Origin of the sequence: Ideonella aquatica (assembly GCF_018069755.1) — a bacterium.
Taxonomy (GTDB): domain Bacteria; phylum Pseudomonadota; class Gammaproteobacteria; order Burkholderiales; family Burkholderiaceae_C; genus Ideonella; species Ideonella aquatica.
This window is the reverse complement of sequence record NZ_JAGQDE010000032.1, coordinates 22,082-39,091: the sequence shown is the minus strand read 5'-3', so window position 1 is coordinate 39,091 and position 17,010 is coordinate 22,082. Positions and strand designations below refer to the sequence as shown.

At 70.4% G+C, this 17,010-nt stretch carries 14 protein-coding genes; 10 read left to right on the top strand and 4 right to left on the bottom strand.

Features of this window, described 5'->3' with window-relative positions:
* The 8 genes from tagH to KAK06_RS21730 form a co-directional block, all read left to right on the top strand.
* On the top strand, positions 1 to 709 hold a 709-nt coding region (gene tagH / locus KAK06_RS21765; RefSeq protein ID WP_210804272.1), incomplete at its 5' end, for a type VI secretion system-associated FHA domain protein TagH.
* A complete protein-coding gene (locus tag KAK06_RS21760; protein WP_210804271.1) occupies positions 706 to 1,518 on the top strand; it encodes a PP2C family protein-serine/threonine phosphatase in 813 nt (270 codons plus the stop codon). The genes tagH and KAK06_RS21760, both read left to right, overlap by 4 nt.
* A gap of 12 nt (positions 1,519 to 1,530) precedes the next feature.
* The gene (locus KAK06_RS21755; protein ID WP_210804270.1) at positions 1,531 to 1,917 is read left to right on the top strand and encodes a DUF4280 domain-containing protein; all 387 of its coding nucleotides are present in this window, start codon (positions 1,531 to 1,533) and stop codon (positions 1,915 to 1,917) included.
* A 13-nt stretch (positions 1,918 to 1,930) separates the two neighbouring features.
* On the top strand, positions 1,931 to 3,268 hold the full coding sequence (tssK, locus tag KAK06_RS21750; protein WP_210804269.1) for a type VI secretion system baseplate subunit TssK: 1,338 nt from the start codon (positions 1,931 to 1,933) through the stop codon (positions 3,266 to 3,268).
* Between the two features lie 38 nt (positions 3,269 to 3,306).
* Positions 3,307 to 4,644, top strand: a complete 1,338-nt coding sequence (locus KAK06_RS21745; protein WP_210804268.1) for a DotU family type VI secretion system protein — start codon at positions 3,307 to 3,309, stop codon at positions 4,642 to 4,644.
* Positions 4,645 to 4,675: 31 nt separating this feature from the next.
* Positions 4,676 to 8,251, top strand: coding sequence for a type VI secretion system membrane subunit TssM (tssM, locus tag KAK06_RS21740; protein WP_210804267.1), 3,576 nt, complete (start codon positions 4,676 to 4,678; stop codon positions 8,249 to 8,251).
* 18 nt (positions 8,252 to 8,269) lie between these two features.
* Complete coding sequence (locus KAK06_RS21735; RefSeq protein ID WP_210804266.1) at positions 8,270 to 10,072, top strand: type VI secretion system contractile sheath domain-containing protein; 1,803 nt, start codon at positions 8,270 to 8,272, stop codon at positions 10,070 to 10,072.
* Positions 10,073 to 10,106: 34 nt separating this feature from the next.
* Positions 10,107 to 11,069, top strand: coding sequence for a ligand-gated ion channel (locus tag KAK06_RS21730; protein WP_210804265.1), 963 nt, complete (start codon positions 10,107 to 10,109; stop codon positions 11,067 to 11,069).
* Between the two features lie 49 nt (positions 11,070 to 11,118).
* On the opposite strand, the gene KAK06_RS21725 is transcribed toward KAK06_RS21730, so the two are convergent.
* Both KAK06_RS21725 and KAK06_RS21720 read right to left on the bottom strand, forming a co-directional pair.
* Positions 11,119 to 11,631, bottom strand: coding sequence for an OmpA family protein (locus tag KAK06_RS21725; RefSeq protein ID WP_210804264.1), 513 nt, complete (start codon positions 11,629 to 11,631; stop codon positions 11,119 to 11,121).
* An 83-nt stretch (positions 11,632 to 11,714) separates the two neighbouring features.
* Complete coding sequence (locus KAK06_RS21720) at positions 11,715 to 12,284, bottom strand: OmpA family protein (protein WP_210804263.1); 570 nt, start codon at positions 12,282 to 12,284, stop codon at positions 11,715 to 11,717.
* A 210-nt stretch (positions 12,285 to 12,494) separates the two neighbouring features.
* Between KAK06_RS21720 and KAK06_RS21715 the strand changes: the two genes are divergently transcribed.
* Positions 12,495 to 14,315, top strand: a complete 1,821-nt coding sequence (locus tag KAK06_RS21715; protein ID WP_210804262.1) for a serine/threonine protein kinase — start codon at positions 12,495 to 12,497, stop codon at positions 14,313 to 14,315.
* Between the two features lie 188 nt (positions 14,316 to 14,503).
* Positions 14,504 to 15,076 carry an SEL1-like repeat protein gene (locus KAK06_RS21710; RefSeq protein ID WP_210804261.1) on the top strand — a complete coding sequence of 191 codons (573 nt, stop codon included), beginning with the start codon at positions 14,504 to 14,506 and terminating at the stop codon, positions 15,074 to 15,076.
* An 87-nt stretch (positions 15,077 to 15,163) separates the two neighbouring features.
* Here the strand turns inward: KAK06_RS21710 and KAK06_RS21705 are convergent, their stop codons facing one another.
* A complete protein-coding gene (locus tag KAK06_RS21705) occupies positions 15,164 to 16,210 on the bottom strand; it encodes a hypothetical protein (protein WP_210804260.1) in 1,047 nt (348 codons plus the stop codon).
* A gap of 116 nt (positions 16,211 to 16,326) precedes the next feature.
* Positions 16,327 to 17,010 carry a CpXC domain-containing protein gene (locus KAK06_RS21700; RefSeq protein ID WP_210804259.1) on the bottom strand — a complete coding sequence of 228 codons (684 nt, stop codon included), beginning with the start codon at positions 17,008 to 17,010 and terminating at the stop codon, positions 16,327 to 16,329.

The following is a 17,010-nucleotide window of genomic DNA, read 5'->3' as shown; positions in this document are numbered from 1 at the left end:
CGCCCCAGCGGCCCCGGTCGCGCCGCCGCTCGGTGCGGCCGGGGCCGCGCCTGCGGCGTCGGGTGCGGCCGGGGCCGCGCCTGCGGCGTCGGGTGCGGCCGATGCCGCCGCGGTGCAGGCCCTGCTGGCCGCCTTCCGCGAAGGCCTGGCCACGCCCACGGTGCAGGTCGAGGCCCTGACCCCGGCGCTGATGAAGCTGATCGGCGAGCTGCTGCGTGAATCCGCCGCCGGCACCGTCGACCTGCTGGTGGCACGCGCCGCGCTCAAGCGCGAGATCCGCGCCGAGTCCACCATGATCGTGGCCAAGGAAAACAACCCGCTGAAGTTCTCGCCCAGCGCCGAGGCCGCGCTGGGCCACCTGCTGGCGCCGCCCACGCGCGGCTTCATGCCCGCCGCCCCGGCCATGCGTGACGCCTACGACGACCTGCGCGCCCACCAATACGGTTTCGTCGCCGGCATGCGCGCCGCGCTCGAGGGCGTGCTCGAGCGCTTCGACCCCGCGCGCCTGGAAGGCACACTGACCCAGCGCAGTGCGCTGCAGGCCATCCTGCCGGCAGCGCGCAAGGCGCGCCTGTGGGAGAGCTTCAACGAGCTCTACACGCAGATCCGCAGCGAGGCGCAGGACGACTTCCACACCGTCTTCGGCAAGGCCTTCCTGAAGGCCTACGAGGAACACATCGACCAGCTGCAGTCGCGGGGCCGAGGATGAGCGACGACGCACCGTTTGCCGATTCGGTCTTCGGCCTGGGCGACCTGCCGGCCATCGAGCTGTCCATCCTGTCACGGGTGGGCGGGCGCGACTACAACGAGGACGCCTGCGGCCACTGGCACTCCGAGCAGTACCTGTGCTGCGTGGTGGCCGACGGCGCCGGCGGCCACGGCGGCGGCGATGTCGCTGCACGCCTGGCGGTGCGCCACATCATCGAGCAGGCCTCGGCCGCGCCGCTGCACGCGCCCGATGAGGTCCACGATCTGCTGCTCGACACCAACGCCTCGGTGCTCAGCCACCGCGACGATGACCCGGCGCAGAAGGACATGCACTCCACCGTGGTGGCGCTGTTCATCGATCTGTCCTCGGGTACCGCGCTGTGGGGCCATGCCGGCGACTCGCGCCTGTACCTGTTCCGCGGCGGCCAGATGCTGGCCCACACGCGCGACCACAGCGTGGTGCAGTCGCTGGTCGAGGCCGGGCTGCTGAGCCCCGACCAGATGCGCACCCACCCCCAGCGCAGCGAGCTGCTGTCGGCCCTGGGCACGCCCACCGAGCACCTGAAGGTCTCCACCGCCTCGCGGCCCTGGGTGCTGCGCGAGGGCGACGTCTTCCTGCTGTGTACCGACGGCCTGTGGGAGCATGTGGACGAGGCCGAGATGAGCGCCAGCCTGGCGCGCTCCAACGACCCGGCCGACTGGCTGGCCCGGCTGGAACAATCGGTGCTGACACATGCGCGCAGCACCGGCAAGCCGCGGCACGACAACTTCAGCGGCATCGCCGTCTGGGTCGGCAACCCGATGGCCTGAAGGAGCCCCCAGATGCCTCAGCAAGTGACCACCAGCGCGATGATGACCTGCCCCTTCGGGCTGGCGCCTTCCACCTTCAATGCCACGCCGCGCATGGTGATGAGCAGCAACCTGGTCTGCGGCGTCATCACCGACAACGTGCCCTTCATGAACATCCCGCCGTTCGGGATGTGCACGTCCCTGTCCAACCCCACGGTCGCGTCGGCCACCTCGGCGGCCATGGGCGTGCTCACCCCCATGCCCTGCGTGCCGGTGTTCCCGGCGCCCTGGACGCCCGGCGTGCCCACCGTGCTGCTGGGCAACATCCCGGCGATCGACAACACCTGCACCCTGAACTGCATGTGGGGCGGCGTGATCACCTTCAGCACGCCGGGCCAGTTCACCCACGACATTCCCTGAACACAACGCATCCATGACCTGGCAAAACAAAGTGATCTGGGCCGAGGGCATGTTCCTCCAGCCGCAGCATTTCCAGCAGCACGACCGCTACCTTTCGGCCCAGGACCATGCGCGCCAGAGCGCCCTGCTGGCCTACAGCTGGGGCTTCGTGTCGCTGCAGCTGGACCACGCAGCGCTGAACCTGGGCAAGATCGCGATCAACGCCGCGGTGGGCCTGATGCCCGACGGTCAGGCCTTCGAAATCCCCGGCCAGGACGCCGCCCCGGCCGCGCTGGACGTACCCGCCGATGCGCGCGACGAACTGGTGGTGCTGGCGCTCACCCTGCCCCGCCCCGGCGTGGCCGAGACCGACGCCGAGGGCGAAACCTCGACCATGCCGCCACGCTTCCTGGCCACCGAGGTCGATGTGGGCGACAGCAATGCCACCGGCGAGCGCACCGCGCCGCTGCAGATCGGCCGCGTCAATCTGCGCCTGATGCTGGCCCGCGACGCCGCCGAAGGCCACGCCACGCTGGGCCTGTGCCGCATCGTCGAGCGGCGCGCCGACAACAAGGTCATCCTCGATACCCAGTTCATCCCGCCGACGCTGAACGCCGGCGGCAACGACCTGCTGGCCGGGTACCTGCGCGAGCTGCACGGCCTCCTGCACCAACGCGGCGAGGCGCTGGCCGCGCGCCTGGCCCAGCCCGGCCGCGCGGGCGTCGGCGAGATCGCCGACTTCCTGCTGCTCGAGGCCGTGAACCGCCACGAGCCGCTGCTGGCGCAGATGCGCCAATGCTCGGTGCTGCACCCGCGCGAGCTGTACTTCAGCGCCTGCTCGCTGGCCGGTGATCTGTCCACCTTTGGCGAGCGCCGCCGCCCGCCGCCGCTGCCAGCCTACCTGCACGACGACCCGCAGCGCTGCTTCAAGCCGCTGATGGACGCACTGCGCCAGTCGCTGTCGATGGTGCTGGAGCAGAACGCCATCTCGATCGAGCTGCAGGAGCGCGCCTATGGCGTGCGGGTGGCCATCATTGCCGACATTGAGCTGCAGCGCAGCGCGCAGTTCGTGCTGGCCGTGGGCGCCCAGTTGCCCGGCGATGCGCTGCGCGCGCGCTTCCCCACGCAGGTCAAGATCGGCCCGGTCGAGCGCATCCGCGACCTGGTCAACCTGCAGCTGCCCGGCGTGACACTGCGGCCGATGCCAGTGGCGCCGCGCCAGATCCCCTACCACGCCGGCTTCAACTACTTCGAGCTGGAGACCCGCGGCAACGAGCTGTGGAAGCAGCTGGAATCCTCCGGTGGACTGGCCCTGCACATCGCGGGCGAGTTCCCCGGCCTCGAACTCGAATTCTGGGCGGTGCGCGGCTGAGCCGCTGATCCCCCGCCACGCCGACGCGAGACAACACCATGAGCGACCAGGACGATCCGTTTGCCGCCTTCGGCTCCGACCGCACGGTGATCAAGCCCGCCGCCGGGCGTGGCGCCCGACCGGGCACGCCCGCTGACCCGGCCGCGCCGGCCCCAGCCGCCGCCACCACCGCCGCTGGCGGCCGCGACGCGCCGATGGCGATGGACGCGCTGATGACCGCCAGCCTGAACCCGCTGGTGGCCGCGGCCGTGCCGCTGCTGGCCGCCGCGCCGCGCGTGCGCACCACCGCACGCCACCCCAACCCGGCGGGGCTGAAGGAATCGCTGGCCGACGGCATCCGCAAGTTCGAGACCCAGGCCCGCGCCCAGGGCCTGCCCAACGAGCAGGTCATCGCTGCGCGCTACATCCTGTGCACCCTGCTCGATGAGATGGCCGCCAGCACGCCCTGGGGCGGCTCGGGCGTGTGGTCGGCGCAAAGCCTGCTGGTGCAGTTCCACAACGAGACCTGGGGTGGCGAAAAGGTCTTCCAGCTGATGTCCAAGCTGGCCGAGAAGGTGGATGCCAACCGCAACCTGCTGGAGCTGTTGTACGTGGTGCTGAGCTTCGGCTTCGAGGGCCGCTACCGCGTGCTTGACAACGGCCGCGCCCAGCTCGACAGCGTGCGCGACCGCCTGGCCCAGATGCTGCGCCAGGGCAAGCCCGCGCAGGAGCGCACGCTGTCGCCGCGCTGGCAGGGCGTGCCCACCGAGGGCGAGCGCCTGACCGACGGTCTGCCGATGTGGGTCATCGCCTCGGTCACCGCGCTGGTGCTGGCCATGGTCTTCCTGGGCCTGCGCCTGCGCCTGGCCGACAAGGCCGACCCGGTGTTCAGCGCACTGGCGGCGCTGGACGTCAAGGCCGCCACCATCCAGGCACCGCCGCCGCCGCCGCCGGCACCCAAGCCGCGCCTGGCCACCTTCCTGAAGGCCGAGATCGACGCCGGCCTGGTCAGCGTGCAGGACCTGGCCGACCGCTCGGTGGTGACGATCCGCGGCGACGGCTTCTTCGAGCCCGGCAGCGCGCAGATCTCCGACAGCGTGCGCCCGCTGCTGGGCCGCATCGCCAAGGCCCTGTCCGAGACCCCGGGCCAGGTGCTGATCACCGGCCACACCGACAACCAGCCGATCCGCACGCTGCGCTACCCGTCGAACTGGCACCTGTCGCAAGACCGCGCCGAGGCGGTGCGCCAGGACCTGGGCCAGAGCGTGCCGCTGGCCCGCCTGAAGGCCGAGGGCCGTGCCGATGCCGAGCCGGTGGCCGACAACGGCTCGCCCGCCGGCCGCGCGCGCAACCGCCGCGTGGTGGTGACCCTGTTCGTGGCCCAGAACGCCTCGTGAGCGCCCCGGAACGCACGTCGAAGACAAGCGCATGAAAAAAGTTCTGCAGATCCTCCTGCACCCGCTGCTGCTGGTGCTCTACGGCTTCCTGGCCCTGGCCGCGCTGGTGTGGTGGGTAGGCCCGGTCCTGTCCTGGAACGACGAGCACCCGCTGGACGGCACTGGCGCACGCCTGTGGGCGATCGCCGGGCTGGCGCTGTTCATCGGCCTGATCATGGGCCTGCGCGCCTGGCGCCGCCGGCGCAACAGCACGGCCATGGTGCGCGGCTTGCAGGGCGGCCCGTCGGCCAGCGACCGCGAGGCCGAGCAGCTCGACAAGCGCTTCACCGAAGCCCTGGCCACGCTGGAGGACAGCGCCCGGCAAAGCGGCAAGCGCTCCTTCCTGAACCGCGGCGGCTACCTGTATGACCGCCCCTGGTACATCTTCATCGGCGCCCCCGGCTCGGGCAAGACCACCGCGCTGCTCAACGCCGGCCTGACCTTTCCGCTGGCCGGCAAGATGGGCCAGGGCGCCATCAAGGGCGTCGGCGGTACCCGCAACTGCGACTGGTGGTTCACCGACGAGGCGGTGCTGATCGACACCGCCGGCCGCTACACGCTGCAGAAGTCCGACGAGAAGGTCGACGCCTCGGCCTGGGAGAACTTCCTGGCGCTGCTGAAGAAGTCGCGCCCGCGCCGGCCGATCAATGGTGTGATCCTCACCGTCAACGTGCAGGACCTGCTGCAGCAAAGCCCGGCCGACCGCAAGGACCACGCCGCGCGCCTGCGCACCCGGCTGCAGGAGCTGCACCAGCGCCTGGGCATCCGCCCGCCGGTCTATGTGATGGTCACCAAGACCGACCTGATTGCCGGCTTCAACGAGAGCTTCGGCGAGTTCAACAAGGAAGAGCGCGACCAGGTCTGGGGCTTCAGCTTCCCGCACGACCCGCGCGGCCTGGACAACCCGATGCAGTCCTTCCCGGCCGAGTTCGCGGCCCTGGAAAAGCGCCTGCGCGACCGCCTGCTCGATGCCCTGCAGGCCGAGCGTGACCTGATGAAGCGCGCTGCGGTCTTCACCTTCCCGCAGCAGTTCGGCGGCTTGAAGGGCCTGCTGGGCGGCTTCCTGGAGCAGGTCTTCGACGGCGGCGGCAGCCTGGAGGAGCGCGCCCTGCTGCGCGGCGTCTACTTCACCAGCGGCACGCAGGAGGGCTCGCCGATCGACCGCGTGCTGGGCACGCTGGCGCGCACCTTTGGCGTGGACCAGAAGGCGGCGGGGATCGCCTCGTCGCGCGGCAAGAGCTTCTTCCTGGCGCGCCTGCTGAAGGACGTGATCTTTGTCGAGCAGGGCCTGGCCGGCGAGAACAAGCAGGTCGCCGCCAGCCGTCGCCGCCTGCGCCTGGCGGGCTTTGGGGTGCTGGGCATCACCTCGGTGGCGCTGCTGGCCGGCTGGGTGGTCAGCCTGTGGCGCAACCAGGCCTATGTGGCCGAGGTCGAGGGCAAGCTGCCGGAGCTGAAGGCCGCGGTCGACACCGTGGTGCCCAGCGCCAGCAGCGACTTCGGCACCCTGCCCGCGGTGCTGGACCTGCTGAACCAGGCCGCGCGGCCGGCCGGCTTCGAGCACGACAAGGTGCCCCTGCTCAACGGCCTGGGCCTGTACCAGGGCCGCTACCTGCAGGCCGGCGCCGACACCGGCTACCGCCACCTGCTGGACCATGCGCTGCTGCCGCGCGTGGTGCGCCGTCTGGAAGAGCGGCTGCGCGCCGCCAACCGCGACAACCTGGAGCTGGCCTACGAGGCCCTCAAGGCCTACGTGATGCTCTACACGCCCGAGCACTTCGACGCCGAGTCGCTGCACGCCTGGGTCACGCTGGACTGGGACGCCAACCTGGCCGGCACACTGAACGACGAGAAGCGCGCCGCGCTGGGCGTGCACCTGGCCAATGCGCTGGGACAGGGCGCGCCGCAGGCCATCGCGCCGATGGACAAGACCCTGGTGGCCAATGTGCGCGAGATGCTGGTGGCCTACCCGCTGGAGTACCGCATCTTCAGCCGCCTGCGCCGCGCCGGCGCCGGCAGCGACTTCCCCGAGATCTCGATCGCTGCCGCGGGCGGCCCCAACTCGGCCCAGGTCTTCGAGCGCGCCAGCGGTCAGCCGATCACCAAGGGCGTGCCGGGCCTGTTCACCAAGGACGGCTACTTCAAGGGCTTCACCAAGGCCGTGGCCAAGGTCACGCCCACGCTGGCTGCCGAGCAGGAATGGGTGCTGGGCACGCCGTCGGCACCGGGTGGCGTCAAGGATGCCGCCAAGAACATGCTGGCCGGCAATGAGCTGGACGCCAAGATCCGCCGCCTCTACCTGCAGGAGTACATCAAGGTCTGGGATACCTACCTGGCCGATGTGCGCCTGGTGCGCCTGGACGGCATCGACCGCAGCGTGGCCGTGGCCCGTGTGCTGGCCGCGCCGGACTCACCGCTGATGGCCTGGATCCGCGCCGTCACGCGCGAGACGCAGCTGGGCGCCGTGGTCAAGGCCAGGCAGGAGGCCCGCGCCGACAGCGTGGCCGGCGGCCTGCTCAGCAAGGCCGGCAAGGCCAAGGAGGACATGGCGGCGCTGGTGGGCAAGGCGCCGGATCCCGCGGCCAAGGCCGATGGCGCGCCGCTGGAGCAGATGGTCGACGACCACTTCGCCCACATCCACCGTCTGCTGGAGGGCCAGCCCGCGCCGATCGAGGAGGTGGGCAAGCTCTTCAACGAGGTCTATGTGCAGCTCAATGCGGTGTCCGCCGCCCAGAAGAGCAAGAGCGCCCCGCCCGCGGGCGGTGGCGGCGGTGGCAGCGACGCCGCCAAGGCCGCGGCCGGCCTGCAGCCCGAGCCGATCAAGTCCATCCTCGAGGCCCTGGGCAGCGCCGGTGCCGCACAAAGCCGCAACGCCGAGCGCCAGGGCCTGAGCGCCGAGCTCAAGCCGATCGCCGAGCAGTGCCAGCGCACCATCGCCGGCCGCTTCCCGTTCGCGCCGGGCTCCAAGTCCGACGTGCTGCCGGATGATTTCGGCCAGATGTTCGGCGTGGGCGGCCAGCTGGATGACTTCTACAACCGCCGACTGGCCACGCTGGTCGACACCGGCGTCACGCCCTGGACCTTCAAGCCACTGACCGACGGCACCCGCCCGCCCGGCGGCGCCGCGCTGGCCGACTTCCAGCGTGCGTCCAAGATCCGCGAGGCCTTCTTCCGCGCTGGCGGCAAGCAGCCCGGCTTCAAGGTGGACGTGCGCGTGGTGGAGATGGCCGAGGGCCTGAAGGAAGTGGACCTCGACATCGACGGCCAGGTCTTCAAGTTCGCCGCCGGCAACACCGCCGCGCAGACCATCACCTGGCCCAGCACCAAGGTGGCCTCGCAGATCAAGCTCAGCAGCGGCGCCGGCAGCACGCCGCAGCTGTTCGAGGGCCCGTGGGCGCTGTTCCGACTGTTCAACCAGTTCGAGATCCAGCCCTCGCCGCAGCCCGAGAAGTTTGCGGTGCTGATGACCGTGGATGGCAAGAAAGTGCGGATGGAAGTGATCTCGGGCAGCGCGATCAATCCGCTGCGGATGCGCGAGATGAGCGGCTTCCGCTGCCCCGATGCGCTGTGACCCAGGAGCAGGTACCGAATGAGCAATGACACTTGGCAACCGAATTTCGGCCACCTCACCACCCAGCCCCCCACCTGGGCCGCCAAACGCCCGCTGCGCGTGGCCCTGCTGGGCGACTTCGGCGGCGGCGCGCTCTCAGGCCGCCTGGACGACTCGGACACGCTGGGCCGGCGCAAGCCGCTGAAGGTCGAATTCGACACGCTGGAGGACGCCATCGCCCGCCTCGGCCTGTCGCTGACGCTGCCGATCGGCGCCGAAGGCGCGGCGGTCGAGGTGCCGATCACCGACACCGAATCCTTCCACCCCGATGAGCTCTACCAGAACGTCGAGGTCTTCTCGGCGCTGTCCGACCTGCGTCGGCGCCTGAACACCCCGGCCACCTTCGCCAAGGCCGCCGCCGAGGTGCAGTCCTGGGGCGATGAGGCGCTGCGCAAGGCCTCGGTGGTCAGCCGGCACTCGCGTGCGCAGGGCGCAGCGCTGTCGGCCGGCGGCACGCTGGACGACTTCGCCCGGCTCACCGGCCGCGCCTCGCGGGCCCAGGAGGCCGACACCGCGGTCGATGGCCTGCTGCGGCGGATCATCGGGCCCTTCATCACGCCAGCCGACAGCCCCGACAAAGCCAAGCTGCTGGCCGCCGTGGATGCGGCACTCAGCGACGCGATGACTGCCGTGCTGCACCAGCCCGACTTCCAGAACATGGAGTCGCTCTGGCGCGGCGTGGATTTCCTGCTGCGCCGGCTGGAGACCAGCCACCAGCTGCAGGTACACCTGATCGATGTCAGCGCCGAAGAGTTCGCGGCCGACCTGAGCAGCCACGACGACCTGGGCGAGTCCGGCCTGTACAAGGCGCTGGTCGACACACCCTCGCAGGAAGAGGACGGCGGCTACAGCTACATCGTGGGCTGCTACCACTTTGAGGCCACGCCGCCGCAGCTGGAGCTGCTGGGCCGCGCCGCGATGCTGGGCGCGGCGGCTGGCGCGCCCTTCCTCAGTGCGATCGACACCACCGCCTTCAGCAACCGCAAGGAGCCGCCGCACCGCCTGGTGCGCGACACGGTGAAGGCCCTGCGCGAGTCACCCCAGGCCTCGTTCCTGGGCCTCTTTGGTCCGCGCTTCCTGCTGCGCCACCCCTATGGCAAGAAGAGCGAGCCGATCAGCAGCTTCGCGTACGAGGAGTTCACACGCCAGAGCGGCCTGCGCAGCATGCTGTGGGGCCACCCGGCACTGCTGGCGCTGTGCGTGCTGTGCGTGCGCGGCGCGCAGCTCACCATCAATGACCTGCCCTTCCACCACTACCTGGACGACGACGGCGACTCCACCGCCCTGCCCTGCACCGAGCGCCTGGTCAGCACCACCGTGGCCACGCTGCTGCGCGACGTGGGCATCAACGGCCTGATGGCCTTCAAGGGCCAGCCGCTGGTGCGCTTGACCGGCGTCACCGCGGTCAATGGCGACGGTCTGGCCACCCAGTCGGCACCCCGCTCGGGCCTGGTGGTGGCGCGCGGTGCGGTGCACAGCAAGGCGCCGGTCCAGACCGACTGGACGCCCGAGGCCCGTGGCGGCGGCACGGTGTCGGTCAGCGCACCCATGCACGCCGAGGAGACGGCCAGCGATGAGCCGGCCGACGCCCCCGAGGACCCCCGCAGCGACACGGCCACCGAGGCAACGGCCGCCGAGGCGCCGGCCGCTGAGGAGACGGCCGCCGCGGTGGATGACGAGTTGGCCGCCCTGCTGGCCAGCCTGGACACGCCGGCCGAGCCCGCGACCGAGGAACCGGCGATGGACCCGGATCTGGAAGCGTTGCTGAAGTCGCTCGGCTGATCAGTCGCACTGACAACACACACGGAGGATATTCATGCGTTGGTTTGCCCTGTTCGCCCTGCTCACCGGGCTGCTGCTCGGATCGACAGCCCACGCGGCGCCATCGCCGGTGATGATCGGCAGCTATGTCAAGGAGGTGCGTGACCTGGACTTCAGGGCCAACAAGTACACCATCGACTTCTTCGTCTGGTTCCGCTGGCGCCCCACCGAGGGCCTGAAGGACTACAAGCCGCTGGAAAGCCTGGAGCTGGTCAACGGCAAGATCGAGGACCGCTCCAGCGTGGTGGAGAAGGTCGTCAATGGCGAGCATTACGCAAGCACCCGCATCGTCGCCACGATCAACGAGCCCTGGGACCTGGTGAAGTTTCCCTTTGACCGCCACCGCATCAAGATCGCGATCGAGGATGCCAACCTGGGTGCCGATGACATGGTCTTCGTGGCCGATCAGCCGAACTCGCGCTTGGGCGACGAGATGGCCATCGCCGGCTGGCTGGCCAGCAACTTCGCCACCCAGGTCAGCACCATGACCTACCACTCCAACTACGGGGATCCGTCGCTGTCGACGGACGCGCGCTCGGCGTTCTCACGCTTCTCGTTTGCGCTGGACCTGGACCGCCAGACCTTTGGCAGTGCCTTGAAGCTGCTGAGCACGGTGCTGCTGGCCACCGCCGTGGCCTTCGTGGCCTTCATGGTCAAGCCGTCCGACCTGGATGCCCGCTTTGGCATGGGCGTGGGCTCGCTGTTCGCGGTGGCCGCCAGCGCCTTCGTGGCGGCTGGCTCGGTGCCCGACTCCGGCGTGATGACACTGGCCGACCACATGCACATGGTGGCGCTGGCCTTCATTTTCGCAAGCCTGATGATCTCGGCGGTGGCGCTGAAGTACGAGGTCAACGGCCGCGAGCAGCTGGCGCTCAAGATCGACCGGATCGTGCTGGTGGCGATGCCGCTGCTGTTCTACGGCTGGTCGGCCTGGGCGGTGCTGAACGCGATGCACTGAGGCCGCGCGGAGGACGGGCAGCCGCCCAGGCTGCCCCCTGGCCGGGAGATCAGGGCTGTTCGCGCCCGATGACGACCCGGCGGTTCTCGGCCGCGTTGGGGTTGCGCGGGTCCTTCAGCTGCTTCGCCCCCATGCCCACGGCCATCACCAGATCGGGGCTCACGCCCTTGTCGACCAGGTACTGCTTGGCGGCGTCGGCACGGCGCTGCGACAGCTCCAGGTTGGCCGCCATGTCGCCAGAGGCGTCGGCGTGGCCTTCCACCCGCACCTTGCGGTCGGTGGCGCGGCGGTTGCGCAGCACGTTGGCGAAGGCGTCGAGCTGCTGGCGCAGCACCTCGGGCAGCTCGGCCGAGCCCAGCTTGAAGGTGGCCGCAGGCAGCGAGAAGCGCACCGGCGGCTTGAAGCCCATGCACTTGAAGCCGGCGGCCTTGAGTTGTTCGCACTCGTCGTCGGGGAACAGGCCCTGCTCGATGTCGTTCGCGCTGGGCACCTTGTTGCCCAGCTCGACACCGTCGTCGGCAGCCAGCGCCTGGCCACCGACGCAGCCCAGTGCCAGGACCACGGAAGCACAGCGGAGGAGAGAGGCAGCAGCACGCATCGGAATCACCATGGAAGCAAACGGGTTCAGGGACAGGCCGGGCAGGGTCAGGGCGACTGGGGCGCTTGCTCGCGCCCGATCTCGACCCGGCGGTTCTTCGGGGACATCGGCTGGTCGCCCACAGCCAGCGCCTTGCTGCCCATGCCCACTGGCTTGAGCAGATCGGGCGACACGCCCCTGCTGACGAGGTAGTCGCGCGCCGCCTCGGCGCGGCGCTGGGACAGGGCCTCGTTGACCTCGGGCGAGCCGGAGGCGTCGGCATGGCCCTCGATGCGCACGGCGCGCGCCGCGCCGCTCTTGCCCTTGAGCACCTGGGCGAAGACATCGAGCTGGCGCTTCAGGCCGTCGGGCAGCGCGGCCGAGCCGACCTGGAACGAGGTGGTGGGCAGCACGAAGCGCACCGGCGGCTTGAAGCCCATGCACTTGAATCCGCTGGCCTTGAGGTCCTCGCAGACGTCATCGGGGAACAGGCCCTGTTCGACGTCCTTCACGGTCGGCACCCCCGCGCCCAGCTCGACGCTGCCCTCTGCCGCCTGGGCCGGCAGCGTCAGGGCCGCTGCCGCCAGTGTGGCCAGCACGAGCAGCGACCGCTGCGCGCCGCGAGCAACTTGTTTCATCGGGTACCCCCAGTTCGGGATGCTGCCGCCCCGCGAGGCGGGCATTTGTGATCAACTGTGAAATGCTAAAACAATCCAACGCTAATCCGCGTTGACGCACCCCCTGCAAAGTGGGGACGTCAGCACCCGTCGCAGCGCCGGGGCGTTGATTGTGCGCCCGAAGCGTGACAATCGGCACGCCGCCCCTCGCCCCCAACTGCCCGCTCGTCCATGACCTTGCCTTCCGACGACGACGACCGCACCGTCATCCGCCCCGTGGGCGCGTCCCCTGCGCTCCCTCCGGCGCCGCCCGCCGGCCCGGCGGCCGCCCCGCAGGACGGGGGCAGCAACCTGCCGATCGGCACCTACCTGGGCGAGTTCGAACTCACCGGCGTGCTGGGCGAGGGCGGCTTCGGCATCGTCTACCTGGCCTGGGACCACTCGCTGGAGCGCCGGGTGGCGCTGAAGGAGTACATGCCCTCGTCGCTGGCGATGCGGGTGGGCGCCACCCAGGTACAGGTCAAGTCGCAGCGGCACCAGGACACCTTTGCCGCCGGCATGAAGAGCTTCATCAACGAAGCCAAGCTGCTGGCCCAGTTCGACCACCCCTCGCTGGTCAAGGTCTACCGCTTCTGGGAGGCCAACGGCACCGCCTACATGGTGATGCCCTTCTATGAGGGCATCACGCTGAAGGACTGGCTGCGCGACCATGGCGCGGCCCCGGACGAGGCCTGGCTGATGAACCTGCTGGCGCCGCTGACCGAGGCGCTGGCGGTGATCCACCGCGAGAACTGCTTTCACCGCGACATCGCACCCGACAACGTGATCCTGCTGGCCGGCAGCGAACGGCCGCTGCTGCTGGACTTCGGCGCCGCGCGCCGCGTGATCGGCGACATGACGCAGGCACTGACGGTGATCCTGAAGCCCGGCTACGCGCCGGTCGAGCAGTACGCCGAGTCGCCCGACCTGAAGCAGGGCCCCTGGACCGATGTCTACGCGCTGGCCGCGTCGATCTACTACGCGATCACTGGCGGCACGCCGCCGCCCTCGGTCAGCCGCATCGTCACCGACAGCTACAAGCCGATCGCGCAGACCCATGCCGGTCAGTACAGCGCGACCTTTCTCACCGCGATCGACAAGGCCCTGGGCGTGCTGCCCGACCAGCGCACGCCGTCGATCGATGCCTTCCGGGCCGACCTGGGCCTGGCCGAGGCCGGCAGCTTTGGCGCCGCTGTCACGCTGATGCCCAGCAGCCCGGCACCCAGCCGGGCCGGCAGCAGCAGCGCACCCGCCCCCGCGCCGGCCAAGCGCGGCATGGGCTTGTGGGTGGGGGCCGGCGTGGCCGGACTGGCCGTGTTGGGGACGGTGGGCTACCTGAGCCTGGGCCGCTCGCCGGCACCGGCACCCGCGCCCACCGCGGCGGCCAGTGCTGCGCCCGCCGAACCGGTCGCCACACCCGCGCCGCCGCCGTTGAGTGTCGCCAGCGCCCCCGAACCTGCCCCGGTGGCCGCTCCGCCAGCCCCGGTGGCCCAGCCCGGCCTGGACATCGGGGCCGAGTTCGACCGCGTGCTGCGCGAGGCGCCGGCCGACTTCCGGGTCGACGCCAGCGCGCCCAAGACCACGCTGAAGATCGACCGCGACGACCTGGTCTTTGGCCTGCGCGCCACCCAGAACGGCTTTGCCACGGTGCTGGCCCTGGGCCCCGACAACAGCCTGATCCGCCTGCTGCCCAACAGCCTGCACCGCAGCGTCCCGGTCGTCGCCGGCAAGCCGCTGCGTCTGCCGCCGGGCAACGATCAGATCCCCGCAGGCGACCCGCCAGGCCCGACCCGCCTGCTGGTGATCGTCACGCCGGAGCAGCGCGATTTCGACCAGTGGGGCGGCCGCGAGGATGGCGGCTACCTGAGCCTGCCCACCGACGCGGCGACGCTGCAACGCCTGTCGCAGGCAGCCGGCGCGGTGTCACCGCTGATCGGCCGCGCCCGCAACTGCAGTTCGGGCAGCTGCAACCGCTACGGCGCCGCCGAGATCCGGCTGGACATCGTGCGCTGATCGTCGCCGCCAATCGTGGTGTCGATCACGCAGCGGTGCGTGACAAATCACTTGTCTCGGGTCAAACTGCCTGCTGAGTCCGATGGCATGCAGGGTCTTGCGCCCCAGGCCAGGGCGACCCCGGTCGCTCAAGTTCCTGTGCCGACGACCGAAATGGGGGTATCGCTCGCTCCATCGAAGAGGTGATCGTGAACAAGACCACCGGGCTGCTGCTGGCCCTGCTGATTGCATTCGGTTCCACCGGCGCGCTGGCCAATGAAGCCGCCGTGCCGCGTGAGGACCTGCGCCAACAGATGCACACCGCCACCTGGCCGGCCGACATCGTGCGCATTGCCGACCGCCTGCTGGCCGTGGAGGAGCGTGACGACGCCATCGCCGACGCCTGGGACACGCGACGCAAGGCCGCCTGGACCGCCCAGCTGCTGCGCTCCAACGTGATGCTGCTGCAGCGCAGCGCGTTCGTGGTGGGCAACAACCCGGGCGAGCGCCAGGACCTTCGCCAGGCCGCGCTGGGCAATGCCGACGCCGCACTGCGCATGGCACGCCGCTACCAGCCGGGCAGCCCCCATGCGGTGGCCGACCCGCACCGCTATGTGGGCTGGCTGCAGCTGGCCTCGCAGCTGGGCAACGACAACGCCTCGTATGAGCTGGCGCTGTTCTTCCGCCGCGAAGGCCAGCCCTCGCAGGCCGCGGTCTACGAGACCCGCGCCGCCCAGCAGGGCTACGTGGCGCCGGTGGCGCTGGACCACGTCCGCAAGTGACACGCAGGGCCTTCGGGCCCTGCCGTGGCTGTCCCGGCCATCGCCGACCCGCCCTGCGCACCCGCAGGACCGGGCGGCTCAGGCCCGTCAGTAGGGCAGCATGTCCAGCATCTGATGCGGCCAGTCGTCGGTCATCACGATCGACGCCAGGCTGGTCGGGTACAGCGCGGCCAGCTCCCACTGCTGACGCGCATTCAGCCGGAACAGCGGATCCACCGCCAGACGCACCGTGTCCGCGCGACCGCGCGGGCCGTCCGGGTAGTGGCTGCGGAACTGGATCAAGGACTGACCCTGCGCATCGGTCAGGCGCGCCAGGCGGCCCTGGGCCAGGGTGTGCAGCTTCGCGCCCTCAAAGGCCGACAGATAACGCAGGCCCACGCGCGGCGGCCACTGTCCGTTGGGCAGTCGCTGGGGCAAACGGCCGGGGGCCGGTGCATCGTCGCGGGTGTCCCGACCGGCCGATGGTCGTTCCAGGCGGCGCATGAAGTCCTCCGGACTCTCGTCGCCCGGCAACTGCAGGCGGGTGGCCACCTCGACCACCCGGTCCAGCGCCCAGGCGGGCCGCCCGCCCAGCGCACTGGCGCGCAGGAAGTCGCGCATGCTCGACCGCGCGCCCGCCAGCCAATCCGCAGACGCATTGCCGCTGCCCATGCGGTAGAGCGCATCCCACACCCCCTGCATGGCCACGCCCAGGCTGTCGCGCCGGGCCGGGGTGTCGTCGATCTGCGGGGCCTCGGTCCAGTCCCAGGCCGGCAGCCCGGGCCAATCAAAGCGCATCTCCAGCTGTTGTGCCGCAGCCCCTTCGTTCAGCGTGGTCCGCAGACGGCCCAGCTCGCTCAGCGGGTACACCGTGCCGCGCGGCTGACCGGGCGAGAAGCGCATCAGTGCCACCTGCAGGTCCACGGTGGAGGCCGCAGCGGCGGCGCCGAGCCCGGCGCGCAGCACATTGCCGGTCGGCCGCAGCGCATAGGGATGCAGCACCGCATACCGGGACAGCTTGCGTCCGAGCACCGAGGACTCGCCACCGGAATGGGCCTCGACCGTCGCGAACCAGCTCAGCGGGAATCCATTGATCGACAGCTCATTGCGCACCGCCAGGGGCTCGGCCACCAGCAGCAGGGGAAGGTCGTACACGGCAGCAGCTCCTTGGGTAGGCCAGGCGACAGCGAGTCCGGACAGGCCCGCCAGCAGGGCTGGCAGGTCTCGCCGACGACACCCGTTGCGGAGATCAGGATCACGTTGGGTCATCGTCAGGCCTCCGCCAGCATGAACAGCCGGGTGGCATCGACAAAGGGGCTCTGGGTGATGCGTTGGCGCATCTCGGACCAATCCGGGTCGCCGTCGATCTCGCTCAGCAAGTCGCGCGGCGCGCGGCGCCAACCCACGACCTCCTGGGTGTCGTTGTCCTGCCAGCCAAAGACCAGTTCGCTGTCATCCAGTGCCAGCAGCCGCAACTCGGCCGACATCAGCGGCGTCGGTCCGCCGGCACGAATCAAGGCCAGCTTGACCATCTCGACCAGCACCGCATCCACCCCCGAGCCGGCCAGCAGCACCTTTTCGCGCAGCGCAGGCCAGCCAAAGGTGACGCACCAGGCCAGTTCGCGTCCGATCGCCTGCGCGCCCGCCGGTGACGCCGGACCGAAGGCTTCATCGAAGGCCTGGCGCGACTCGTCGACCGCCGCCTCCCAATCGGCCAGTCGCTCGCGGGGCCAGGCGGCCACCCAGGTGTGCCGTTTCTGGTCCAGGTAGTGGAACTGCGGCTCCAGGCGCCACTCGGTGGCACAGCCCGGGCAGCGCAGCATCTGGAAGCTGTTGTCGAGGATGGCCTCGCGCAGGTCGGGACGACGATCGGCGTTGACGCTGAGGACAACTGCCGTCGGGACGGCCGCGCCACAGGCGGGGCAGCTCGAGCTCAGTGTGCGGAAGATAGACAT